Genomic DNA, 24442 nt, shown 5'->3' on the forward strand with positions numbered 1-24442 from the left:
CGGCGCGAGAAGTTGCAGCGTGCTCACCGGACCCACTGTAGAGAACCTCCGCCGTGCTGACCGTGCCGAATTCTCCTATAGGCGAAGGGGTGTGTGGCGGCAGGCTCGGATCCATGATTCTGGTTACCGGTGCTACGGGCACTATCGGCAGTGAGATCGTTCGGCAGTTGGCGGGACGTGAGGTGAAAGTGCGTGCAGTGACGCGTGATCCGGCGCAGGCGCAGGTTCCGGACGGTGTCGAGGTGGTGCGCGGTGATTACACCGACGGTGCGTCGATGGCTGCCGCGATGGCGGGAGCCGAAGCGGTGTTCCTGGTCAGTGTGCTCGGTCCTGATGATGCCGACACCGATCGGGCGCTGGTCGACACCGCGCGGGCCGCGGGGGTGCGCCGGATTGTGAAACTGTCCGCGATCGGCACCGGGGAGCCGGGCCTGGGCGACTTCAGCACCTGGCATCTGCCGGGCGAGAACGCCGTTCGGGACAGCGGTTTGGAATGGACCATCCTGCGCCCCAGCTCATTTGCCACCAACACCCTGAGCTGGGCCGACGCCGTCCGCTCCGGTCAGCCGGTCCCCAACCTCACCGGCACCGGGACCCAGGGCGTCATCGATCCGCGCGACATCGCCGCCGTCGCGGTGGAAGCGCTTGTCTCATCGGCGCATTCGGGCCGCCTCTACACCCTCACCGGCCCCGAACTGCTCAGCGGACCGGACCAGGCCGCCATCCTCGCCGACGGCCTCGGCCGCCCGGTCGACGTCGCGGACATCCCGCATTCCGTTGCTGCCGAACACATGCGGGCCGCGGGCATGTCGCCGCAGTATGTCGAGGGCGCGCTCGCGGGCCAGGAGTATGTCCGCGGCGGCGGCAATGCCGTGCTCACCGACGACGTCCAGTCCGTTCTCGGCCGCCCACCCCACACCTACGCCGACTGGGTCGCGGCGAACGCCGCCGCCTTCACTCCCGAACGGGGGTGATCGGAGGCTATGCAGATCGTGCAGATCTCTGTGAATCCGGTTGATTCGAGCACTTTCCGGCGAATTCTGCACGGTTTGCATACCGGAGTCGGCCCGCTGCACACCGCCACCTTCGCTGAACCGCCCAGTGCGGTGGGATCCGGCGTGTGGTCGCCATGCGCACCGATACGCTGGCCTGATGATCAAGGTGGTGGTGTTCGACGTCGGCGAGACACTGATCGACGAGACGCGGATCTGGTGCCGGTGGGCCGACCGGCTCGGTGTGCCGCGGTTCGCGTTGCTCGGTGTGATCGGCGGGATGGCGGCGACGGGCCGGCCGCTCACCGATGCCTTCGAATTGGTGTCGCCGGGGATCGACGTGGCGGCGGAGCAAATCGCTTGGGCCGCAGACGAACCCGACAGCCTGCGGGTCAACTTCGATGCCGAGGACCTGTATCCGGATGTGCGTCGCGCGCTGGGTGAGCTGCGGAGCCGCGGGCTGCAGGTGATCGTCGCGGGAAACCAGCCACCGCAGGCGAAGTCGGCCCTGGAGCGGATGGATCTGCCGGTGGACGGCATCTACACCTCCGACGAATGGGATCTGCACAAGCCGGACCCGAAGTTCTTCCTGAAGGTCGCCGAAGTGGCGGGCGCCCGTCCCACGCAGATCTGCTACGTCGGCGACCGCATCGACAACGACGTCCTCCCCGCGCACGCCGCGGGCATGAAGCCGGTCCTGATCCGCCGCGGCCCCTGGGGCTACTTGCACGCCGAACTGCCCCAAGCCACCCGCTACGGAACAGTTATCGACAACCTCGATGCTCTCCCGGACCTGCTCGCCCCCTCGACGCCGTGACCGAACCACCGGGCACCCGCGGCACCCGCGACGGCGCCGCCCAGATCCGGAGGTCTGCGTCACAGCTGTGACCAGCGGATTTCAATATTCGGCACCGAGCGGCTAAAGTTCTCGTTCGCACGATGGTGCCGGTTTTCCGGTACCGGAGGGCATGCGGATGTGGCGCAGTGGTAGCGCATCACCTTGCCAAGGTGAGGGTCGCGAGTTCGAATCTCGTCATCCGCTCTCTTCTTCGAATACTGGACCATCTCAGGTCCGCTCATTCCAGCCTGTCGCGGCATACGATCGCGCGATGACGCTACGTTGCTGGAAGATTGCTGCGGCTGTGACCGCGGCCGGCGCGCTGGTCGCGGGTTGTGCCGGGGACGACAAGTCCGAGGACAAGCTCGATGTCGGCGTGCTGATCATCACCATGTTCGACCCCGAGCACCAGGCCTGGCTGAGCCGGGAGTCACTGCCGATCAGCGTGAAGCTGCCGACCGTCGACAAGCCGGTGCAGTGCAACTCCGACGGGTTGTGCGTCATCGAGACCGGGCAGGGGAAATCCAACGCCGCCACCACCATGACGGCCGTGCTGAGCAGCCCGAAATTCGACTTCTCCCGCGCCTACTTCCTCACCACCGGCATCGCCGGCACCCCGCCCGACCAGGGCACGCTCGGCTCCGCGGCCTGGGCCCGCTGGGTCGTCGACTTCGACCTCGGCAACCACCTCGACCCCACCGAGGCGCCGGAAGTGCCCTTCGGCTTCCGCCCGGTCGAGAAGTACGACACCGCCGCCTACCACCTCGACGACGCCCTGGTCGACACCGCGTTCCGCCTCACCGAGAAGACCAGGCTGGCCGACAGCGACGCCGCAGCCGCCGAACGCGCCGCATACCCCGAGCAAGTCGGCCGCACCCCCTCGGTCATGAAGTGCGACACCATGACCGGCGACGACTACTTTTCCGGCAAACAACCCTCCGACACCGCCCGCCACATCATGGACGTCCGCACCCAGGGCGAAGGCACCTACTGCACCACCCAAATGGAAGACAACGCCACCGCCACCGCCCTGTCCCGCCACGGCTACCTCAACCGCTACCTCTCCCTGCGCACCATCAGCAACTTCGACCAACCCCACCCCGGCCAAACCGTCGTCCAACACCTCGACGCCACCGGCGACGGCTTCCGCCTCGCCCTGGAAAACCTCTACACCCTCGGCCGCCAGGTAGCCGACCACCTCCTCCGCAACCGCCCACCCAGCCGCTGAAAACCGAAGTGGGACATGACCGAGGCCGCCTCTCGGCGTTTACCTCGGTCATGTCCCGCTTATCGATGGGTTACCGGGCGGTGGAGCGGAAGCCGCGCAGGCGCAGGCTGTTGGTGACTACGAAGACGGAGCTGAACGCCATGGCGGCGCCGGCGAGCATCGGGTTCAGGAGGCCGGCCATCGCCAAGGGGATCATGGCGATGTTGTAGGCGAAGGCCCAGAACAGGTTGCCCTTGATGGTGCCGAGGGTCTTGCGGGACAGGCGGATCGCGTCCACCGCTGCCCGCAGGTCGCCGCGGACCAGGGTGAGGTCGCTGGCTTCGATGGCGACGTCGGTGCCGGTGCCCATGGCCAGGCCGAGGTCCGCTTGGGCGAGGGCCGCGGCGTCGTTGACACCGTCGCCGACCATGGCGACGACCTTGCCTTCGGCTTGCAGGCGCTTGACGGTGTCGACCTTGTCCTGCGGCATGACCTCCGCGATGACCTCGTCGATGCCGACCTCGTCCGCGATGGTGCGGGCGGCGGCGGCGTTGTCGCCGGTCAGCATGATGGGGGTCAGGCCGAGCGCCTTCAGTTGCGAAATCGCTTCGGCGGAGGTGGGTTTCACCGCGTCGGCGACCACCAGGACACCGCGGGCCTTGCCGTCCCAGCCGACGGCGACGGCGGTTTTGCCTTCGGCTTCGGCGGTGTGGACGGCGCGTTCCAGATCGGCGTCCAGGTGCTGGGACCAGTCGGCGAGCAACCGGACCCGGCCAACGAGCACCGCGTGCTCGTCCACCATGCCCTGCACGCCGAGGCCCTCGATATTCGCGAAGTCCTGCACCGGCTGCAGCGCGCCGACCTTGTCACGGGCACCCTTGGCGATGGCTTGGGCGATCGGGTGTTCCGACGAATCCTCCAGTGCGCCTGCCAGTTTCAGCACCTCGGTGGCATCCTCACCCGCGGCGGGGATGACATCGAGCAGAGTCATCTTGCCGGTGGTGACGGTGCCGGTCTTGTCCAGCACGATGGTGTCCACGCGCCGGGTCGATTCCAGCACCTCGGGACCCTTGATCAGGATGCCGAGCTGCGCGCCGCGTCCGGTGCCGACCATCAGCGCGGTCGGCGTGGCCAGGCCCAGGGCGCAGGGGCAGGCGATGATCAGGACCGCGACCGCGGCGGTGAAGGCCGCGGCGACGGAACCGCCGGTGCCGAGCCAGAATCCGAGCGTCGCCACCGCCAAGGCGATCACGATGGGCACGAAGATCCCGGAGATCTTGTCGGCCAGGCGTTGGGCCTGGGCCTTGCCGGTCTGCGCGTCCTCGACCAGACGCGCCATCTGCGCCAGCTGGGTGTCGGAGCCGATCCTGGTGGCGCGCACCACGATCCGGCCGCCGACATTGACGGTCGCGCCGACCACGGTGTCGTCGGGTGCGACCTCGACGGGCACCGATTCGCCGGTCAGCATGGACGCGTCGACCGCCGACGAACCCTCGACCACCACGCCGTCGGTCGCGATCTTCTCACCCGGTCGAACCACGAACTGGTCACCGACAGCCAACTGCTCCACCGGGATTCGCTGCTCGGAGCCGTTGCGAAGCACCGAGACTTCCTTGGCGCCCAGCTCGAGCAACGCCCGCAGCGCCGCACCGGCGCGGCGCTTGGAGCGCGCCTCGAAGTAGCGTCCAGCCAGGATGAACACGGTCACACCGGCGGCGGCTTCGAGGTAGATATTGCCGGTGCCGTCCATCCGGGAGATGGTGAATTCGAACGGGTGCTTCATGCCGGGCGTGCCGGCGGTGCCCCAGAACAGCGCGTACAGCGACCACGCGAACGCGGCGATCGTGCCCATCGACACCAGGGTGTCCATGGTGGCGGCGCCGTGCCGCAAATTGGTCCAGGCGGCGCGGTGGAACGGCAGCGCGCCCCACACCACCACCGGCGCGGCCAGGGTCAGCGACAGCCACTGCCAGTTGGTGAACTGCAGTGCCGGGATCATCGCCATGGCGATCACTGGAATGGTGAGTATCAGCGAGACCAGCAGCCGAGTCCGCAAGGACGCGGTCGGGTCCGGCTCGGCCGCACTCTTTTCCGGCTCCGGAACCGGGGGAGCGGGCAAGGTCGCGGTGTACCCGGTCTGCTCGACCGTGGCGATCAAATCCGCGGGCGAAATATCGCCGGTGAAATCGACGCGGGCCTTTTCGGTCGCGTAATTCACCGTGGCGGTGACGCCGTCGAGTTTGTTGAGTTTCTTCTCGATACGGTTGGCGCACGACGCGCAGGTCATCCCGCCGATCACCAATTCGACCTGTCCGGCGGACGGTTGTGTCACGGTGGTCATCGTAGGTTCCTTTCTGGGAAAAGTGGTTCAGCGGCGGTGCATCGTGCTCAGTGCCCGTGGCCGGGTTGGGCGGGTTCGGGAGCGTGGGCCGGGGCGGATGGGGCCGCCTCGTTCGTGCCGACGCTGACGGTGAATTCGGCGGTGCGGACCACGCCTTCGTGCTGGAAGTCGAGGAACAGGCGGTAGTCGCCGGCGCTCGGGGCCGTCACGAAGAAGGTGATGCCGGGGCCCGGCGGGGTGACGCCGTCGCCGGGTTCACCCTCCGGATGGACGTGCAGGTAGGCGAGGTCGGCGGCGCGCAGGGCGACCAGGTGGCCGTAGGCGCCGAGGTAGGGCTGGAGGTCGGTGACCGGCTTGCCGTTGCGGTTGACCGAGAGGGTGACCTTCGATGCGGCGCCCGGGGTGACGGTGCCGTTCAGGGTGACGGTGTAGTCGCCGACGGTCGCGGTGGTCGCCGGGGCGGGTAGCGGCCGGGCGTCGTAATTGCCCGCGACCCGAAGGTCGCTGCCCAAGGTCAGGTTCTCGCCGCCCTCGGGGGTGAAGTCGGCGAAGACTCGATAGTCGCCCGCGCGGCTGAGGTTCAGCGGAACGCTCCAGGTTCCGGTGCTGTCGAGCACCGGGTGTACATGCTGGAAAGCGGCCATATCGCGGCGGACCACGATCAGGTGCAGGTCCTTGTCGTGGGCGCGGGTGTATCGGGTGACCGGCTGTCCTGTGTTGTCGAGGATCCGGAATCGGACGGGGACATCGGCGGCGGCGGGGGCCTGCGGGCTGTCCAGCCGCAGGGTGTAGCCGGACTCGGTGGCCATCAGCCCGCCGGGCAACTGGTCCGCCGCCGGTGCGGGTGCGCCGTGGGCGTTCGCGTCGTGGGTGTCGGGTTCGGCCGGTTCCGGGCCGAGGACCGCGCCCGCGCCGAGCGCGATCCCGAAGACCGCGGCGAGGCCGAGGGTGAAACCGGCGAATTTGGTAGTGGTGTTCATCGGATTGCTCCGTCTTTCGGGGTGAGGCGGGATCGCGATGCCGGGCACCGCGATCCCGGCGGGTCAAGCGGTGACCTGGTACCCGGCTTTGCTGACGGCCGCGGTGATCGCCTCGCGGGTGACCAGGCTCGAGCCGTCCACGGTGACCAGCCCGCTGGCCAGGTCGATGTCCACGGAGGTGACGCCGTCGATCCGGCCGACCTCGGTGCGGACGGAGTTGGCGCAGCCGCCGCAGGTCATGCCGGTGACGGTGACAGTGGCGGTGCTGGCTGCGGTGCTCATGATGCTCTCCTCCGGTCTGTCGACGAACCTGCGCCGTCGCTCTGCTGATTACCATACCCCCCTAGGGTATTTTGTCAACGGTCGATCCGGCACACGAAAAAGGCACCCCCACGGCGTGGGGGTGCCTTCGGTCTATCGAGGGCTAGCTGCTCGGCTGCGCGTGCAGGTTGCGGGCGGTGGGGGAGGTGGGCGTCGCCGCCGGATCCGGGTACGTGCCGAACAGGCGATCGGCCGTACCGGAGCTGGTCACCGTGAACCAGTAGTGCTCGTTCTTGTAGTGGTGGTGCCGATGGTTCTTCCACACAGCCCGGTACAGCGCGGTCTTCGGCTTGTAGTCGGTGTGGACGAGGTAATGCGTCCACTCGTAGCAGAGGCCGATCACGGTGATGGTGAGCAGGAACGTCAGGCCCAGCCCGGTGCGCGGGAAGGCGAAAGCGGTCAGCGCGAGCAGGGCCACGATCACCACCACGAGAGAACGGGTGGGGATGAAGATCAGCGGGATATTGCGCGGATCCACATGGTGCTCACGGTGTTTGCGGGCCAGCTCGCTGTCCAGCCGGAACGGCCCCACCCGCTTCGGACGCCAATGCAGCACCAGCACATGAATAACCCATTCGACCGCCGGGAAAGCGGCGAGCATCAGTGCGGGCACCAAGGCATCGGTGATTTGCCAGTCGCCCACCAGGATTCGCAACGTGAGGGCCGCGACGAACGCCGTGCCGATCATCCACGGCGACCGATGCCGGGTGAACTCGCGGAACGCGGCGCCCAGGGACAGGCCCCGGCGCAGTGCGGCCTTCGGGCGCGGCGTCGAATCAGGCTGGGCTGGAACAGAATTGCTCATGAATCTTCCTAGGTGACACGTGATCAGGTCGCGCTGAGGGCGCCGATCAGGGCTTTGGTCGCCGGCTCGAGCAGAGCCCGAGCCTGTTTGGCGGCCTGTTTCGGCCGGCCCGCCACGATGGCGGCGGCCAGGTCGCGGTAGCCCGCGGTGTTGTCCACCTCGGCGGACATGATCGGGGCGAGCGCCCCGAGCGCGGGCTCATAGGCGGCGCGCAGCATGTTGAACATCAGGCCGAACACGATCGAATCGGCGGTGTCGACCACGTGATCCCAGTACGCCAGCGCGTGCCGCTGCTTGGCGATCGGATCTGTTTCGGCGGCAAGGGCTTCGATGATCCGATCGAATTCCGCACGCACCTGCTCGGGATCGGTGCGGCGTTCGGCGGCGAGCTCGGCGATCTTGGGACCGTTGTGCAGACGAGCCTCCAGAATGCTGCGCGCCACCGAAGGCTCGAGCACGCCCGACTGCACCAGCAGCCGCGGCAGCACCTCCAGCCCCGCACCGCGCCGATAGTCCAGCACCGTGGTCGCATCGCCCTGCCGCACCGAGACCAGCCCGGCCGCGGCCAGCCGCTGCAAAGCCTCACGCACCGCCGGCCGCGACACCCCGAGCGCCTCGGCCAGCTGCCGTTCACTCGGCAGCGTCGCGCCCGGGGCTAATTCACCACTGAGCACGTCCGCCGCGATCTGCTCGAACACATCCGCCGACACCGACCGCTTGACCACAGGTTGCAACGCCATGCCCCCACTGTGCGCCCTGATGGTCAGTTGGTCAAGTGGCCAGACCAATTTGGGTCGACCAGCCATGCCGCCGCCGAGCGTGGCAGACTCGACACCGGGAGGAGGGAGTGGGACATGACAGAACGCAACGGGGAGCAGCGGTGGACGGCACACGCCCTGCCCATCCGCACCGGAAAAGTGCTACTGCTGCACCGCAATCCGACCTTGCCGCTGGGTGGGCTGTGGGATATTCCGGGTGGCTCGGTGGAGCCCGGTGAAAACCCGGCCGACGCCGCCCGCCGCGAGGTCGCCGAGGAAACCGGATTGGACGTCCTGGTCACCGACGAGCTGACCCATTTCGTCAACCCGGACGCCGAGGGCCGCGACATCGACTTCCACACGGTCACCTTCGGCTGCTTCGAGAACGAGATCAGCCGCGCGGTGCACCTACCGGACGATGAGCACGACGAATTCGAGTGGATGACCTACGAGGAAGCCACGCATGTGCCGCTCGTCTGGCATGTGCGCAAAACCCTCGACCACGCCGACGCCCTCGGTCTCCTGAGCTAGCTGGGGTCGGAACCGCGGATGGCCGACAGCCAGATCGCGGCGGCGAACGCGACGCAGCAGGCGCCGGTGAAGGCGGGCAGGCCACCGCCGTCGAGGTAGACCCAGAGCAAGGCGGCGAAGGGGGCGGCGACCGCGGACTGGGCGTCGAGCAGCAGGCGGCGCGAGATGCGGGTGGAAGTGGCTGCGAGGGCGGGAGATTCGGGATCGACCCGCGAGGGGTTGTCGATCAGGCGGCCCGGGGGCTCGGTGGTGCGCGCACGACCGGAGGGGTAGACCCGCAGGTCGGCGATCCTGATCAGGCGATCAGCCAGGTCTGCCTCACCCAGGGTGAAAGCCAGTAGCGCTGGGTCGAAATAGACCGGGAGCCAATAGGTATCAGTAGATCCCGGCGTCTTAGCAGCTAGAGGGGCTGGGGATGATTGTGGAGAATTCGGCGATGTCGCCACCGCGGTGAATTCCAGCCACGAGCGGCTGAGAAGCCGATGCTCTTGACGGACCCGCTTGACCGCAGCGGTGGCGGGAACCGGCAGTCCGGTCCGCAGTAGGCCGCGCGCGAGCGAGAGCTGAAATGCTGTGTAGCCGAGGATGACTAGGGCCACCGCGGCAAGAACGGCCGCCTGGCTGGAAGTGGCGAACGGCGCCCAAGCGGTACAGACCGCGAGGGCGCCGATCGTCACGCCGACCGGATAGGTCAGCGGGCCGGAACTCACTTCACGAAGCCGATATTCGCGTAATCGGGGCTGGCGAGACCGAACGCGCCATAGTTGGCCAGGTTTTCCCGGGTGGCTTCGTTACCCGCCGACTGGTACAGCGGCAACGAGTGGCCCAGCTCGAAGATCATCTTGTCGGCCCGATTGGCCAGTTCGATCGCCTTCACCGGATCGAGCTCGGACAGGATCTCTTCGATCAGCGCGTTCAATTCCGGCGAGCCGATCCTGCCGTAGTTGCTGAGCTTGTTCGCCGGGTCGTAGGCGTAGATCTGCGGCAGCGCGCCGAGGGGGAAAATGCTGCGCTGCCAACTGAACTGGGAGATATCGAAGTTGCCTTTATCGATGAACTCGGTGAAGAACGTGTTGGGCGGTTGGGGTTCGATCAACAACTTCACGCCCACCTGGGCCAGATTCTGCTGGGCGATTTGGGCTATCTGCAGCCACCGTTCCGCCTGCGGCATCAGGTCCCGGATCACCAGTTGGCGCCCATTCTTCTCCCGGACGTCGCCGTTGAGTTTCCAGCCGAGTTCGTCCAGCATCCGAGCAGCCGCGGCCGGGTCGAACGCGACAACGGCGGAATTGTCCTCATGACCTTTCTGGCCGTCGATGTAGATGTGGTTGTTCAGCGGTTTTGGATCGGTCACGACGCCGTTCTGCAAAGCGGTGGCGATGGTTTGGCGGTCGATCGCCTTCGAGATCGCCACCCGCAGTCGCGGGTCTTCCAGGATGGAGCCCGGCGCGCCGTTGAAGGTGATGTGGGCATTGATGGGGGCTGCGGCGCGACGCACCACGATCCCGGGGGTGCCGGCGGCGGTCTGGACCTCTTCGAGCCCACCCAGATAGGCCGCGTCGAGCTCGTTGTTCTGCAGTGCCGTGAGTGTGGCCGAGGGGTCGAGTGCGCTGTAGGTGACGGTGTCGAGTTTCGCGGGGTCGCCCCACCATTTCGGATTGCGGCTCAGCACAATTCGTTTCTGCCCGCGATCGACCGAGGTAATGACGAACGGGCCTGCTGATTTCACCAGCGTCGCGCGATCGATATCGTTGAACGCCTGCGGTGTCGCCGTCGACTCCTTGGGCATCAGCGGGTTGAACAGCCCCCGCCACTCTGCGTAGTGCTTGGCGAAAGTGACTACGGCCTGACGATCGTCGGCACCGCGTTCGACCTTCTCCACCCTGCTGTAGCCATGGGTGGCCGACACCTGGAACCCAGTGTCCTTGCCGCTCAGCGCATGCGCCTGCGATCGCAGATCCTCCCATGTGATGGGGCTGCCATCGGACCAGACGGCCTTCGGATTGATGGTGTAGGTAATTCGCTGAGGCGAGGTGCTGGTGAGGGCGATATCGGTGAAGTAGTCGGTATCGGTGGTGAGCTCGCCTGCCGCGTCGGCATCCACGGTGCCGCCGAGCGCCCAGCTGGTCACCTCACTGGAGTCGGCATCAGAGTCGACATGCAGCGGGTTGAACATGGCCGGGAATCCGAAGATCGCCAATCGGAGATTCCCGCCGTCGCGTATTTCGTCGCGACTCTTCGGGTTGATGTCATTGGTCTTTCCGATTGCGCTGGACCCGCTCTGCACCACCGAATCGTCGCCGCACCCGGCCAGAAGCAAAGCTACGATGGCTATGGGCGTGGCAACTGCCCGAAACCCTTGTGAATACTGAACTTTCACTTCACAAATCCGATCTTCGTGTAGTCGTAGGACGCCAGGCCCGGTGATCCCATATTCGCCACTTCCGCCCGCACCCCGAAGTTCCCCGGATCCTGGGTGAGTGGCAGCGAGTGCCCTTCCTCGAACACCTTCCGATCCACCTCGTTGGCGAGCTCGATTGCCTTCTTGGGGTCGAGTTCCGCGAGGGTCCGGTCGATCAGCGCGTTGAGCTCGGGCGAACCGATCCGCCCGTAGTTGCCCAGCAGATTGTTGGGGTCGTAGTAATAGATCTGCGGAATGCTGCTGAGCGGGAACGCGTCTCCTTGGAACACGAATTGCGCCGCGTCGAAATCGCCGGTCTGGATGACGTCTGGGAAGAACCCGGGGGCCGGCTTGGTGTCGATCACCAGCTTCACGCCGACCTGGGCGAGATTTTGCTGAATGATCTGTGCGATCTGCACCCACAGCGGGTCGTTGTACATGACGTCGCGGATAACCAGTTGCCGCCCGTCCTTCTCCCGCACGTCACCCACCTGCTTCCAGCCGAGCGCGTCGAGTTCGCGAGCCGCCGCTTGCGGGTCGTAGCCGAGACTGTTGTCCCGATAGCCCTCTTGACCCTGTAGAAAGACGTGGTTGTTCAACGACTTCGGGTTCTCGACCAGGCCCATCTGACTTACGGTGGCGATGCCCTGCCGGTCGATGGCTTTTGAAACCGCGACGCGAACAGCCGGATCGGCCAGAATCGAGCCGGGTGCGCCGTTGAAGGTGATGTGCCGCCACCGATTACCTGGCGTCCTGCGGATCTGCAGGCCCTGGGTGTTGCGGATGGTCGTAACATCCTCGATCGAGCTCAGCCGGGTGATGTCGATCTCGTTGTTCTGTAATGCGCCGGCCCACGCCGACTGATCGAGCACCAGGTAGGTCATGGTCTCGAGCTTCGGTTGCTCGCCCCACCACTTCGGATTACGTTCCAGCACAATGCGTTTCTGCGTCTTGTCCACCGACCGGACTTGGAACGGACCCGCCGTCGGTCCCATCGCCTCGGCCAGGCTGGTGTTGAACGCTTCCGGCGTCTCGGTCACCGATTTCGGGAACAGCGACGAGTTCCCGGCGAACTGGCCCCGCCATTCGCCGTAGGGCTGAGAGAAAGTGAGCACCGCCTGCCGATCGTCGACGCCGCGCTCCACCTTTTCCACGAACTCGAATCCGGTGGAGATGGCGATCAGGAACCGCTTGTCCCTGGTGCTGAGCGCGTTCGCCTGGGACGCGAGATCCTCCCAGGTGATCGGCTTACCGTCGGACCAGAACGCCTTCGGATTGATCGTGTAGGTAACCTTCTGCGGGTTCGTGCCGGTCAACTCGACATTGGTGAAGTAGTCCTGGTTGACCGTTAGATTGCCCCCCGCGTCGACATCGAACGCGCGCGGCATCATGGGCCGCTGGATGTCGGCGATTTCGCCGTTGTTGCCGTCGTTGGACAACGTGTTCCAGTTGTCCGGGAGCGCGGACGTGGCAAGGCGCAGGTTCCCGCCGTCCCGTACCTCGTCGCGGGACTTCGGGTTGATGTCGCTGCCGGTGCCGAGGGCATCGGTCAGGCCGAGACCCGAGTTGTCCTCGCCGCCGCCACATCCGGCGGTGATCAGCCCGACCGCGACCAGCGAGGCCGCCCACCGCATTCGCCTGGCTCCGACCCGCATCGCGAACTCCTGACTTTCGAAGGGACTACCGGCCGGCGACCGGTACCGGCACGGCGTCGATCAGCGCCCGGGTGTACGGGTCGCGGGGATCGGCGAAGATCTGCTCGGCCGGAGCGTATTCCACGATCTTGCCGCGGTGCATGACGGCGATATCGTGAGCGAGATTGCGGACCACCGAAAGATCGTGGGAGACGAACAGATACGACAGTCCGTGCTCGGTCTGCAGGTCCCGCAACAGGTTCAGCACACCGGCCTGGATGGACACATCCAGTGATGACACCGGCTCGTCGAGCACGAGCATCGACGGTTCCAGCGCGAGGGCGCGGGCGATGCTGATTCGCTGCTTCTGTCCGCCGGAGAAGTCGGCCGGATAGCGGTCGGCGTGTTCGGGCCGCAGACCGACCTGTTCCAGCAGTTGCGGTACGCGCGAAGCGATTTCGGTGCGCGAGCGGCCGTCGATGCGCAAGGGTTCGGCGACGACGTCGAAGATCGGCAGGCGCGGGTCCAGCGACGCCGTCGGGTCCTGGAAGACGATCTGCATCTGCCGGCGGATCGCGCGCTTTTCGGCCTTGGTCATGGTGCTGACGTCGCGGCCGAGGATTTCGATGGTGCCGGCCTCGGGGCGTGCGAGATCCAGGATCTGGGTGAGGGTGGTGGATTTGCCGGAACCCGATTCGCCGACCAGGGCGAGGGTGCGGCCGGCGTGGACCTCGAAGCTGATGCCGTCGACCGCGCGCACCTCTCCGGTGCGGCGGCGGAACACCACCCCGCGAGTGAGGGGGAAGGTTTTCACCAGGTCGGTGACTCGCAGCACTACCTCGGGATCGGGGTGCGCAGCGGTCTCGGGTTCGGAGATGTCCGCGCGGTAGGCATCGAACAGGTCGGTGGTGCCGAGTTCGGCCGTTCGGATACAGGCGGCCGCGTGCGCCGGGCCGGTCGTGGCCAAGGGCGGTTCGGCGGCGCGGCAATCCTCGATGGCGATCGGGCAGCGGGGTGCGAACGAGCACCCTGGCGACAATGCGTGCATGGCGGGCGGTGCGCCGACGATGGGGATCAACGGTTGGCGCGCGGGGCCGTCCATGCGGGGGATGGAGCCGAGCAATCCGACCGTGTAAGGCATCCGTGGCCCGGTGAAAAGGTCGGTGGCGGGGGCGGTTTCGACAATCTTTCCGGCGTACATGACCGCGACGCGGTCGGCGATGGTGGCCGCGATCCCCATATCGTGGGTGATCATGATGACGCCGGCGCCGGTGATATCGCGCGCTTTGCGCAGCAGTCCGAGGATCTGCTTCTGGACTGTGACGTCGAGCGCGGTGGTCGGCTCGTCACAGATGATGAGCTCGGGATCGTTGGCGATCGCCATGGCGATCACCACGCGCTGGCGCATACCGCCGGAGAACTCGTGCGGAAATGCCCTGGCGCGCACCGGCGCATCGGTGATGCCGACCAGGTCGAGCAGCTCGACCGCTTTCGCCGCCGCTTCCTTCTTGCCCATGTTCCCGTGTGCGAGAAGGGCTTCGGCGATCTGGTCACCGACTCGGTAGACGGGGGTGAGCGCCGAGAGTGGGTCCTGGAACACCATGCTGACCGAACTGCCGCGCAGTCGCGACATGTCCCGATCGCCCAGGCCGACCAGCTCCCGCCCACGCAACCGCACCGACCCGTGCACCCGCGCCTGCTCCGGGAGCAGACCCATCACCGCCATCGACGACACCGACTTGCCCGACCCGGATTCGCCGACAATGGCGAGCACCTCACCATCGGAGACGGTGAAATCTATGCCGCGCACAGCATCGACCCGCCCTTCCTCGCTGGGGAAGGACACCCGCAGTCCGGAGACCTCCAGCAGCGGCGCGGTCGAGCTCTTCGTTTCCGGGCTCGTCATGGTTTCACCTGCTTCCGCGCTCGGGCCCGCGCTCGGTTCGAGCTCGGATCGAAGGCGTCGCGCAGTCCGTCTCCGACCAGGTTCGCGCAAAGCACGGTGAGGATCAGGAAACCGCCCGCGAACATGTAGAGCCACGGGAACACCAGCGCTCCTGCAGTTCCCGCCGCGATCAGTGACCCGAGGGAGACATCCGGTGCCTGCACGCCGAAACCGAGGAAGCTCAATCCGGTTTCTGCCATGATCGCCGCCCCGACCGCGAGAGAGGTGTCGATGATCAGGATGGAGGCGATGTTCGGCAGGATGTGGCTGACGATCACGGTCCGGGTCGGTGCCCCCATATACCGTGCCGCCCGGACGAATTCACGGTCCCGCAAGCTGAGGGTGAGCCCGCGCACGATGCGGGCGCTGATCATCCAGCTGAACACAGCCAGCAGGATGATCAGGACGAGAATGGATCCGCTGCCTTTGATGCGGGGCGCGAAGATCGCGATGATGATGAAACTCGGGATCACCAGCAACAAGTCGACCAACCACATGATGGCTTTGTCGGTCCAGCCGCCTAGCAAGCCCGCGACCGCACCGGCCGTCGCGGCGATGATGGTGGAGATCAATGCGACACTGATGCCGATGACCAGCGACTTCTGGAGTCCGCGCAGGGTTTGCGCGAGCACGTCCTGACCGATTTGGGTGGTGCCGAACGGATGCCGGGCACTCGGCGGCTTCCGGAACGCCGTCGGATCCATCTGCTGATAGTCCCAAGGCAGAAAGGGCGGCAAGGCGAAGCTGAGCACCAGCATCAGCAGCAGAACCACCGCGCCCGCGACGGCTGGCTTGTTCCGTAAAAAGCGCCGCCACACCAGCTTTCGCCGTCCGGCGGCGGCGACCTCGGGCGCGCCTTCGAGAAGGATGGCTGTTTCGGTCACGAGACACGCACCCGCGGATCGAGCATCGCCAGCACCACGTCCGACAGCAGTCCCGACACCAGCACCACCAATCCGGCGAACGCCGTCAACGTGACCACCACATACATGTCCTGGGCGTTGATCGAATCGACGAGCCATTCTCCGACGCCGTGCCAGCCGAAGATCTTCTCCACGAACGTCGCCCCGGTGATCAGGCCACCCAGGCTGTAGGCGAACAGTGTGGCCATCGGTATCAGCGCGGTGCGTAAACCGTGCTTGTACAAGGCTTTACTGCGAGAGAGCCCCTTCGCCCGCGCGGTCCGGATGAAATCACTTTGCAGCACATCGAGCATCGCGTTGCGCTGATAGCGGCTGTATCCGGCCATCGCGCCCATGGCCAGCGCGGTCGTTGGCAGCACCAGATGCTGTATTCGGTCCAGCAACTGCGGCCAGAAACCGTTGATCTGCGTCGCCGACGTCTCGCCGGTGTAGAGGAAAATCTGCTGCCCGGTCAGCGAATTGACTTCCAGTGCCCCATATTTCAACAAGGTCGCGAGCAGGAAGATCGGCGTGCTCAATAACAGCAGCGACAGCACCGTGGCGAAATAGTCGAAGAATTTGTATTGCCGTATCGCGCTGGCCGCGCCGATCAGCACACCCAGCACCGTGCCGACGATCGAACCGATGATCAACAGCCGCAAGCTCACTCCGATGCGGCGGCCGAGCTCCTCGCTCACCGGCTGCCCCGCCAGGGTCTTGCCGAAATCGCCCTCCGGGATCCCCTTCAGCCAGCTCACGTAGCGCACCGGAATCGGTTCGTCGAGACGGAGGTCCTTGGCTTTCTGGTCGATCACGTACTGCGGTGGCCGCGGGCTGCGCTGTTCCAGGCTGTCCAACGGCCGAAATGTCAACGAGGTCAACGCGAATGTCAGGAACGACGCCAGCAGCAAAAGCACGACGTAATTGAGAGCGCGTCGCAGCAAGAAGCCGGTCATCAGTCCTCACGGTCTTTCACCTGGGGGATAGTAGGCACTGATCATAAGGAGAGAGGTCCGGTTCGCGCAGGCGAGAGGAAGTCAGGCATGTCGCGGGTGTCGGTGGGCGGGCCTATTCTGGCTGGACAAGCGCGGTCGCGTTTGGCAGAACGAGGGGGGACTGTGAGCTATCCGCATAATCCTGGTGGGTATCAGCCGTATGGGCCCACCGTGGGCTGGGAGCCGAAACCGAGCGGTGGCACCGCGATCAGCGCCGGGGTGCTGGCCGCGCTCGGTACTGTCGCGCAATTGCTCGGCGGAGTGGGGGTGCTGTGGCTCGCGCTCGCGACCTCGGATGGGCTCAGCGACGAGGATGGGCTGTACGCCTTCGTGCTTGTCGGTGCGGGGTTCGCGTTGCTCACCGCCGTCCTGCTGGGGATCGGATCGGTCACCCTGTTCCTGCGGAAGGCGATCGGCCGGATCCTGATCGCGGTCGGCTGCGCGATTCATATCTTGGCGCAGATCGCGAGCATCGTCGTCTCGGTGGCCGCTGTGGGCGAATACGCCGACGACGATCTGATCGGCACCGGTCTCGGCGGGCTGATCGGGATCGTCTTCCCGATCGCCACCCTGATTCTGGTGCTGTTGCCCTCGACAGCCCGCTGGCTGGCGTACCGGCCCGCCGAAGCGGGCTATCCGCCGTACGCTCCCGGCTACCCGCCGGCCGGGTATCCGCCCCAGAATCCCTTCGCCCCCAACCAGTTCGGTGGTTTCGCGCCGCCGCAGGACGCGTACGGTTACGGCCCGGCGCCGGTCTTTCCGGCAGGTCAGCCGGCGCCCGACGCGGTGCCCACGCAACGGGTCGACGGGTTCGGCGATGCGCCGACCCAGGTGGTCGCCGGGAGCAACGGCGCGAGTCCGCCGGCCCAGTCTCCGCCGGCCAACCCCTTCGGCAAGCCCGACGACGACATCTGGCGCCGCCCGAGCTGAGGTGAGGCGCACGTCATACCCCTGGGGCGAACGCGACCGCCCCGAGACGGTTTTCCGGCAGGATGGAATAGGTGACCCGCCTGCACCTGCCCAAGCCCAAGATGGTGGCCTCCGATGTGGACGGCACGCTGATCGATCATGACGAGCGCGTGACCGCACGAACGAAGGCCGCGGTCGACGCTCTGATCGCCGACGGCGTGCCCTTCGTCCTCGCCACCGGCAGGCCGCCACGCTGGATCGATCCCGTGGTCGACGGGCTCGGCTACGCCCCGCTCTGCGTCTGCGGCAACGGCGCGGTGATCTACGACAGCGCCACCGACAGCGTGCTCGCCAGCCGCACCCTCGACGTGGACACCCTGTCCTGGATCGCCGACCTCGCCGAGTCCGTGCTACCCGGCTGCGGTCTGGCCGCCGAACGGGTCGGCGCCAGCGCGCACGACGCGGTGACACCGCAGTTCGTCAGCTCACCGCAGTACGAACACGCCTGGCTGAACCCCGACGACACCATGGTCGCCCGGCACGAGGTGATCGACTCCCCTGCCATCAAGATGCTGATCCGGCACCGTGACATGCGCAGCGGCGACATGCGGACCAAGCTCGCCCCGCTGATCGGCGACCGCGCCGACATCACCTACTCCACCGACCACGGCCTGATCGAAATCTCCGCGCCCGGCGTCACCAAGGCCTCCGGCCTGGCCATCGTCGCCCAGCGCCTCGGCGTCGAACACTCCGCCATCATCGCCTTCGGCGACATGCCCAACGACGTCCCGATGCTCGGCATGGCCGGCCACGGCGTCGCCATGGCCAACGCCCACCCCGAAGCCATCGCCGCCGCCGACGAAGTCACCGGTACCAACGTCAACGACGGGGTCGCCCAGATCCTCGAACGCTGGTGGTCCTGAGACAAATTGACGGTGTGCCGACGCGGAAGTCGGCACACCGTCAAGGTGTCGATAGCGCAGCTTGATCAGTCGACGTAAAGGTCCGGCTCCGTGGGGAATTCGGGCTCGACCCACTCCTCGGGTGCGGGCGGCGCGGCTTCCTCAGGAGCGGCGATGTCGGCGTGCGGCGCCATGCCCGGCGCGGAATCCTCAGCGGGAGGGGTCATTTCGGCCGGAGCGGGGACCACTGCTGGGGCTGGGGTCGCTACTTCGACCGCCTCGGGCACGGTTCCCGCCGCGTACGGGTCGGCGTTCATTTCCTTCCACACCGTCGTCACGATGCCGTTGAGCTCGTTGACGATCAGCGATCCGTTCAGGAAATCCGAGCGCAGGCCGTTCAGCACCGGGTACACGTTGCTGATCGGGAAGCCGAGCATGCCGTTGTCGCCGCCGAGTTCCAGGAAGCGGTCCAGGATGTTGCCCGCCACTTCGAAGACCTGGCCGTTCGGCGGGTTGTAGACGTAGCCGTTCACGAACTTGGCGTACTGGCCGCCGCGCGCTGCGGGCATCGGCTCGGAGCGGGGCGCGCCGAGCGGGCCGTTCGCACCGCCCTTGGCCGCCCAGTGCTTGGCGATGGCGTTGTTGTCGAGCATGCCGAGCAGCCGCTCCGTCAGGGCGGCCAGCTTCTCCGCGTCCTCGGCGGCTTGCGGGTCTGCTTGCGGGCCGGGAGCGGCCGGGCCCATGTTGGAAGGCGCGCTGTTCGCCTTCCGCTGCTGCTGGGAGGCGCGTGGGGCCGGGCCGGGGGCGTCGGCGGCGATCTCGCGGATCCGGTCCATCACCGCGTAGGCGGCATCGCCCGGGCAGGTGGTGTTGCCGACGTCACGGTGCGCGAAGACGATGGGCAGATTGATGGTGCCGCCCTGCGGAATCGGGGTGAACTCGGTGCCCTCGGACTCCATCACCGTGGAACCCTGGGGGTTCAGGCCCGCGACCTTGGAGCGCCAGCCGACGAAACGGCCGACCGCGTCGATCGCCGCGTCCGACGGCGGCTCGGAGACGTGGTTGCCCATCAGCGCCACACCGGAGGTGTTCTCGTTGAACCCGCCCGCGTGCGCGCCCTGCACCGGCTTGTCCAGCCCGCCGGCCCGGCCCTCGAAGATCTGGCCGTACTTGTCGACCAGGGCGTTGTAGCCGATGTCGCACCAGCCCAGGGTCTTCGCGTGATAGGCGTAGATGGCGCGGACGATGCCGGCCGACTCGGACTTGTCGTAGTCGTTGCGGCCCGCGGTGTGGTGCACGGTGAGGCCGCCGAGGAAATCGTCGTAGGTGGGGTCTTCACAGCGGATCGACTCGTCGGCGCCCCAGCCTGCGCGGCTGATGACGTTCGGACCGCCACCGGGCAAGTCCGCGGCGACCTGGGTGAGGGAGCTGTCGATGGCGCCGCGGCCCGGATCGATCAGTACCGCGGTCAGTGGCGACAGCACGTCCTGCCCGAAAATTTCTTCGTTGCTGGGGAATTGGAGTTCACCCTGGGGGGTGGCGATCGGAGCCGGTTCCGCGGCCGGTGATTGCGGCGCACCCTGCACCGCGTCTTTGCGAGTCACCAGAATCTGCACGGCCTTGGTCGCGCCGACATAGATCGGCTCGGTACCCATGGTCCGGCTCGCCGCGCCGCGGTCGTTGCGGTGGGTGTCGACGGGTTCGGACTCGTACCAGGGACCCCAGCTGCCGTCCGGCTGCTTCGCCCGGACCAGCGCCTTGGTGCCGGCGAGATCCTTGGCGGTGAGCGCGACCACGCTGAACGGGGTCTCACGAGACAGTTCTTTCACCTGCGCGCCGACCTGCTGGAGCACCTCCGGGGAAACCGCGCCGGGTGTGAGAGCCGGTGTGTCCAGGCTGGTTTCGGGTCCGAAGATCGGGCCGTTCGGCTTCGTCGGCGTGGGGTCGTTGGCGAGATCTGTTGTGCTGGGACCGGTTCCGGGAATCGGCTGTGCCGTGGGCGCTGTGGGGTCGCCGACGAAATCTGTGGTCCCGGGCGCAGGCGGCGTGAAATCCGTTGTGCCAGGCGCGGTGTCGCCGTCGGCCGGGTCGCCGACGAAACGGGTGGTGCTGGGGATCCGCGGATCCGCGGGCTGCCCGCCCTGCGGCGGGGTCGCGGTCGTGTGGCCCGGGCGCGCGGGGGATTGCGCGCTCCACGCGGGATCGCCGGCGCCCGCCTGGGCGGGGATCTGGCTCGTCACCGTGGGGATCATGCCGAGCAGCGCCTCGACGGAACTCTGATCGAAAGCCATGGGCGCGTTGCTGGTCTGCGCCGGGTTCGAGGCGGGAAGCGGGCTGGCCGGAGCGGAATTCTGGCCGGGGACGGCGGCGGTGTTGCCAGGAATCTGGCTACTCGCTTGGGGAGTCTGGCCGGGGACCGTGGCGGTGTTGCCAGGAATCCGGCCACTCGCGGGGGGTGTCTGACCGGGAACCGCGGCGGCTGGGCCGGGAGTCAGACCGGTCGAATCGAAGCTCTGAGCTGGGGCCGGTTGGCCGTTGGCGGCAGGTGGGGCCGCGGGGGCCGAGCTGGGGGACTGGCCGGGAATCGAGTACTGCCCGGGATCGTTCTGTCCGGAATCCAGTCTGGGGAGCGGGATCTGTCTGGGTAGCTCGACTCCGGGCGGTACCGGCAGGTCCTCGGGGACCTGGATCGACGCCGGTAGCGGCAATCTGCGTAGGTCCGATAGGCGCAGGTCCGGCAGCTCGAGGCCGGTGAGTTCGCGCAGCGGGAGGGTGATGTCGGGGACCGAGCTGAGCACGACCTCGGCCAGTTGCGCGGGGACGGCGGCGAATTCGCTGTCGCCGGCCGCGCGGTAGTCGGTGGAATCGCCCAGCTGTAGCGCCACGAGCGGGGCCGAAACCGCAAGGGTGGTGACAACCGGGAGCACGTAGGAGCGTTTCGGTCTGCGGTACGGCACGAGCATCTCCATTCAGGTCGAACCGGCAATCCACATGTGCTTGCTTCTTGATGCATCACCGATCACACTAAGCAACTACTGTCACATGTCTAAATCTCTAGTTGAGGATTGCTCGAATGTAGCTTCCGTAATCTGCCCGGATGCAGCGACATGCCGACGGCTACCGAACCGATGCGGTTGGCGGCTCTGCACTTTGGCGAACCCCCGGTGGGAGTGGACTAATGCGACGCAATCAACGCCCTTCAGGTGATCGAATCCGCCGTGCCGGCGGCCTGTGGAAAACGCCCCGCCGACGCCGGATCCGGCCGTCCGCACTGACCGGAACGTGGCGTCCGCTGCTGGTTACCGGATGCGCGGCGGCTCTCGTCGGAACCGCCCTCACCTGCGCGAACTGGCCTGCCGCGTACGAGCAGCTGGCCGGACCGGGACACGGCCGCGGCATGAGTCAGCACGGCGCCTTCGACAACGCGGTGCAAGGGTGGGCCGCCGAGCGCATCCTCGAGCACTACTACCCGGGCGCGACGCTGAGCGTCATCCCGCCGACCACCGTCGCGGTGCGGCTCATGACGCAGGACGACTCCACCCTCGACACCTACGCCGACGCCGGATTGCAGGTTGCTGGCCGGGTGCTCGGCCCCGGTGAGGTCGCGCACCTGACCGCGCTGCCGGACGGCGGCGCGAATGTTGTCGTGACCGTCGGTTGCGACGGAGAAGTGTTGTGGCAGACCGACACTCAGGACCCGTGGGTCTACCCGATCGACCCCGGTCCCGGCAGACCCGCGGCCGAACACCTGATGCTGTGCAACGGCACCGGCTACCGCGGCGCGCTGGGCCTGGCCACCGAGGGCGGCGTGGCGCGCACGGTCAACCGAGTGGACGTCGAGGACTACCTGCTCGGCGTCGTCCCCGCCGAAATGCAGGCGAACTGGGCCGACCAGGGCGCGAGCGAGGCGTTGCGCGCCCAGGCCATCGCCGCCCGCTCCTACGCGCTCGCCGAATCCCGCTACCCCTACGCCCAGACCTGCGACACCACCGCCTGCCAGGTCTATGCGGGAACCGTCATCGAGGACGCCCGCGCGGCCGAGGCCGTCTATGCCACCGCGGGCACCGTGCTGCTGCGCGAGGGCCGGATCCTGCGCTCGGAGTACTCCTCCGCTCCCGACGGCGGCGGACCCGCCGACATCTACACCTTCGAAGTCGGCCCCACGCCCGCCGAACTCGGCATCGTCCCCGGCCCGGAACCGATGGTCGCGGCCGCGGGTGCGCTGTCACCCATCGATCACGAATACCTGAGGCTCGGCGGCGATACCGGCTCTCTCGGCGCGCCACTCGGACCGGAACTGCGACTGCCCAGGAGCGTCGGTAACTACCGCATGTTCACCAACGGCATCATCGTCGCGACGCCGTCCATGGGCGCGCGCGTCGTCGACTTCGGCACGCTGCAGGAGTTGGCCCCCGGCTGAACTTCGGTCAGTCCAGAGTGGTGTCGCCCAGCGACTCGGCCAGCTCGCGCAGGAGGTCGGCCAACTTCGTGCGGTTGTCGCCGCCGAGGGACTCGAGCAGGCGCTTCTCGTTCGCCATGTGCAGCGGCAGCACCTTGTCGACCAGCGCGCGGCCCTCGGGGGTGAGCTGGACGCGGATCGCGCGGCGGTCGTTGGGGCAGGCGGCGCGCTGCACCAGGCCGCGGGCGGTGAGGCGGTCGACCCGGTTGGTGATCGCGCCGGAGGTGCGCATCGCGGAGCGGTTCAAAGCGCCTGCGGTGAGGCCGGTTTCGGTGCCGGAGCGGCGCAGGGTGGCGAGCACGTCGAACTCCCAGAACTCCAGGTCGTGTGCGGCGAAGAACTTCTTGAGCTCGGCGTCCAGTAGCTGTGCGAGCCGGGTGATCCGGCCGATCACCGCCATCGGGGTGACGTCCACGTCGGGGCGTTCGCGTTCCCACTGCGCGGCGATGAGGTCGATCGCGTCGGTCATCTGCGGTTCCTCTCGGTCTTAAAAATCTTAACGTTCATCTACTTGACGATGAGACACCTGAGCGAGTAAATATTTCAACGTTGAGATTATCAATGAGGAGCGAACATCATGACAACCCCCGCAGTGCGAACCGGCTCACCCGCCGCCACCCTCGCGCTCACCGCCCTCACCCCGATCGTCTGGGGTTCCACCTACGCGGTCACCACCGAGTTCCTGCCCCCGGACCGCCCCCTGTTCACCGCCCTCATGCGGGCGCTGCCCGCCGGCCTGATCCTGCTGGCCTTCACCCGGACGCTGCCGCACGGCGCGTGGATCGGCCGCGCCGCGGTGCTCGGGGTGCTCAATATCGGAGCGTTCTTCCCGCTGCTGTTCCTGGCCGCCTACCGGCTGCCCGGCGGCATCGCCGGCGTGCTCGGCGCGGTGGCGCCGATGTTCGCGCTCGGCTTCGCGACGCTGGTGCTGGCCGAAAAGCTCAGCACGCGTAAGGCTCTCGCGGCACTCGTCGGTGTCGCGGGTGTATCACTTGTGGTGTTGAAGAGCACGGCGCAACTCGACGCGGTCGGCGTCGTCGCCGGACTCGCGGGGGCCGCGTCGATGGCGCTGGGCACCATCTTCACCAAGCGCTGGGGTCGTCCCGAGGGCGTCAGCCTGCTCGGCATGACCGGCTGGCAGCTCACCGCGGGGGGCCTGTTCATCGCCCCGCTCGCGCTGTTCATCGAAGGTGCGCCGCCCGCCCTGGACGGTGCGGCCATCGGTGGCTACCTCTACCTCGGCATCATCGGCACGGCCGTCGCCTACTGGCTGTGGCTGCGCGGAATCTCGAAGGTGCCCGCCACCTCGGTCGCGTTCCTCGGCCTGCTGTCGCCGGTGTCGGCCGCGGTCATCGGATGGATCGCCCTGGGACAGGCGCTGACCCCGCTGCAGGTGTTCGGCATGGCTGTCGCGCTCGGCGCCACCGTCCTCGGCCAGACCACCGCGCGGGCTCGGTTCGCCGCGCCGGTTGCGCCGCCGCAGGCCGCGGGCATGCTGGTAGGGGCTGTTTCAGCGAAATAA

Annotated in this window: 21 protein-coding genes and 1 tRNA gene; 9 read left to right on the forward strand and 13 right to left on the reverse strand. The window is 67.1% G+C overall.

The window, feature by feature from the left end:
• Nucleotides 1-113: 113 nt before the first annotated feature.
• The 4 genes from IBX22_RS18070 (at nucleotide 114) to IBX22_RS18085 (ending at nucleotide 3058) form a co-directional block, all read left to right on the forward strand.
• Nucleotides 114-974 carry an NAD(P)H-binding protein gene (locus tag IBX22_RS18070; protein WP_194816717.1) on the forward strand — a complete coding sequence of 287 codons (861 nt, stop codon included), beginning with the start codon at nucleotides 114-116 and terminating at the stop codon, nucleotides 972-974.
• 178 nt (nucleotides 975-1152) lie between these two features.
• On the forward strand, nucleotides 1153-1809 hold the full coding sequence (locus IBX22_RS18075) for an HAD family hydrolase (RefSeq protein ID WP_194816718.1): 657 nt from the start codon (nucleotides 1153-1155) through the stop codon (nucleotides 1807-1809).
• Nucleotides 1810-1962: 153 nt separating this feature from the next.
• Nucleotides 1963-2034, forward strand: a tRNA-Gly gene (locus IBX22_RS18080).
• A 67-nt stretch (nucleotides 2035-2101) separates the two neighbouring features.
• Entirely contained in the window at nucleotides 2102-3058 is a 957-nt protein-coding gene (locus tag IBX22_RS18085; RefSeq protein ID WP_194816719.1) for a purine nucleoside permease, read from the forward strand.
• A gap of 70 nt (nucleotides 3059-3128) precedes the next feature.
• Here the strand turns inward: IBX22_RS18085 and IBX22_RS18090 are convergent, their stop codons facing one another.
• The 5 genes from IBX22_RS18090 to IBX22_RS18110 all read right to left on the reverse strand — a co-directional run bounded on the left by IBX22_RS18090 (nucleotide 3129) and on the right by IBX22_RS18110 (nucleotide 8224).
• Entirely contained in the window at nucleotides 3129-5378 is a 2250-nt protein-coding gene (locus IBX22_RS18090) for a cation-translocating P-type ATPase (protein WP_194816720.1), read from the reverse strand.
• A gap of 47 nt (nucleotides 5379-5425) precedes the next feature.
• Nucleotides 5426-6358, reverse strand: a complete 933-nt coding sequence (locus tag IBX22_RS18095) for a hypothetical protein (protein WP_194816721.1) — start codon at nucleotides 6356-6358, stop codon at nucleotides 5426-5428.
• Nucleotides 6359-6421: 63 nt separating this feature from the next.
• The gene (locus IBX22_RS18100) at nucleotides 6422-6640 is read right to left on the reverse strand and encodes a heavy-metal-associated domain-containing protein (RefSeq protein WP_194816722.1); all 219 of its coding nucleotides are present in this window, start codon (nucleotides 6638-6640) and stop codon (nucleotides 6422-6424) included.
• 142 nt (nucleotides 6641-6782) lie between these two features.
• On the reverse strand, nucleotides 6783-7484 hold the full coding sequence (locus IBX22_RS18105; protein WP_194816723.1) for a sterol desaturase family protein: 702 nt from the start codon (nucleotides 7482-7484) through the stop codon (nucleotides 6783-6785).
• A gap of 23 nt (nucleotides 7485-7507) precedes the next feature.
• Entirely contained in the window at nucleotides 7508-8224 is a 717-nt protein-coding gene (locus tag IBX22_RS18110; protein ID WP_194816724.1) for a FadR/GntR family transcriptional regulator, read from the reverse strand.
• A gap of 114 nt (nucleotides 8225-8338) precedes the next feature.
• Between IBX22_RS18110 and IBX22_RS18115 the strand changes: the two genes are divergently transcribed.
• Nucleotides 8339-8773: an NUDIX hydrolase gene (locus IBX22_RS18115; RefSeq protein WP_194816725.1), complete on the forward strand. Its 435-nt coding sequence runs from the start codon at nucleotides 8339-8341 to the stop codon at nucleotides 8771-8773.
• Here IBX22_RS18115 and IBX22_RS18120 read toward each other — a convergent pair.
• The 6 genes from IBX22_RS18120 to IBX22_RS18145 are packed head-to-tail and all read right to left on the reverse strand — an operon-like array spanning nucleotide 8770 to nucleotide 16611.
• Nucleotides 8770-9483, reverse strand: a complete 714-nt coding sequence (locus IBX22_RS18120) for a hypothetical protein (RefSeq protein WP_194816726.1) — start codon at nucleotides 9481-9483, stop codon at nucleotides 8770-8772. The genes IBX22_RS18115 and IBX22_RS18120 overlap by 4 nt on opposite strands.
• On the reverse strand, nucleotides 9480-11153 hold the full coding sequence (locus tag IBX22_RS18125; RefSeq protein WP_375540248.1) for an ABC transporter family substrate-binding protein: 1674 nt from the start codon (nucleotides 11151-11153) through the stop codon (nucleotides 9480-9482). Before IBX22_RS18125 ends, IBX22_RS18120 begins: the two co-directional genes overlap by 4 nt.
• Nucleotides 11150-12829 carry an ABC transporter family substrate-binding protein gene (locus tag IBX22_RS18130; protein ID WP_194816727.1) on the reverse strand — a complete coding sequence of 560 codons (1680 nt, stop codon included), beginning with the start codon at nucleotides 12827-12829 and terminating at the stop codon, nucleotides 11150-11152. Before IBX22_RS18130 ends, IBX22_RS18125 begins: the two co-directional genes overlap by 4 nt.
• Before the next feature lie 25 nt (nucleotides 12830-12854).
• Nucleotides 12855-14714 carry an ABC transporter ATP-binding protein gene (locus IBX22_RS18135; protein ID WP_194816728.1) on the reverse strand — a complete coding sequence of 620 codons (1860 nt, stop codon included), beginning with the start codon at nucleotides 14712-14714 and terminating at the stop codon, nucleotides 12855-12857.
• Entirely contained in the window at nucleotides 14711-15637 is a 927-nt protein-coding gene (locus tag IBX22_RS18140) for an ABC transporter permease (RefSeq protein ID WP_194816729.1), read from the reverse strand. The genes IBX22_RS18135 and IBX22_RS18140 overlap by 4 nt, the downstream gene beginning before the upstream one ends.
• Nucleotides 15634-16611 (reverse strand): ABC transporter permease, encoded by a 978-nt coding sequence (locus IBX22_RS18145; RefSeq protein ID WP_194816730.1) that lies wholly within the window; start codon nucleotides 16609-16611, stop codon nucleotides 15634-15636. Before IBX22_RS18145 ends, IBX22_RS18140 begins: the two co-directional genes overlap by 4 nt.
• A gap of 162 nt (nucleotides 16612-16773) precedes the next feature.
• On the opposite strand from IBX22_RS18145, the gene IBX22_RS18150 reads away from it, so the two are divergent.
• Both IBX22_RS18150 and IBX22_RS18155 read left to right on the forward strand, forming a co-directional pair.
• The gene (locus tag IBX22_RS18150; RefSeq protein ID WP_194816731.1) at nucleotides 16774-17580 is read left to right on the forward strand and encodes a hypothetical protein; all 807 of its coding nucleotides are present in this window, start codon (nucleotides 16774-16776) and stop codon (nucleotides 17578-17580) included.
• Between the two features lie 101 nt (nucleotides 17581-17681).
• A complete protein-coding gene (locus tag IBX22_RS18155) occupies nucleotides 17682-18482 on the forward strand; it encodes an HAD family hydrolase (RefSeq protein ID WP_194817773.1) in 801 nt (266 codons plus the stop codon).
• Between the two features lie 65 nt (nucleotides 18483-18547).
• Here the strand turns inward: IBX22_RS18155 and IBX22_RS18160 are convergent, their stop codons facing one another.
• On the reverse strand, nucleotides 18548-21418 hold the full coding sequence (locus tag IBX22_RS18160; protein WP_375540249.1) for an N-acetylmuramoyl-L-alanine amidase: 2871 nt from the start codon (nucleotides 21416-21418) through the stop codon (nucleotides 18548-18550).
• Nucleotides 21419-21639: 221 nt separating this feature from the next.
• Here IBX22_RS18160 and IBX22_RS18165 point away from each other — a divergent pair, with 221 nt between their 5' ends.
• The gene (locus IBX22_RS18165; protein ID WP_194816733.1) at nucleotides 21640-22881 is read left to right on the forward strand and encodes a SpoIID/LytB domain-containing protein; all 1242 of its coding nucleotides are present in this window, start codon (nucleotides 21640-21642) and stop codon (nucleotides 22879-22881) included.
• A 7-nt stretch (nucleotides 22882-22888) separates the two neighbouring features.
• Here IBX22_RS18165 and IBX22_RS18170 read toward each other — a convergent pair whose 3' ends face one another.
• Nucleotides 22889-23389, reverse strand: a complete 501-nt coding sequence (locus tag IBX22_RS18170; protein WP_194816734.1) for a MarR family winged helix-turn-helix transcriptional regulator — start codon at nucleotides 23387-23389, stop codon at nucleotides 22889-22891.
• 108 nt (nucleotides 23390-23497) lie between these two features.
• Here IBX22_RS18170 and IBX22_RS18175 point away from each other — a divergent pair, with 108 nt between their 5' ends.
• Complete coding sequence (locus tag IBX22_RS18175; RefSeq protein WP_194816735.1) at nucleotides 23498-24442, forward strand: EamA family transporter; 945 nt, start codon at nucleotides 23498-23500, stop codon at nucleotides 24440-24442.

Source organism: Nocardia sp. XZ_19_385 (assembly GCF_015355755.1).
Classification (GTDB): domain Bacteria; phylum Actinomycetota; class Actinomycetes; order Mycobacteriales; family Mycobacteriaceae; genus Nocardia.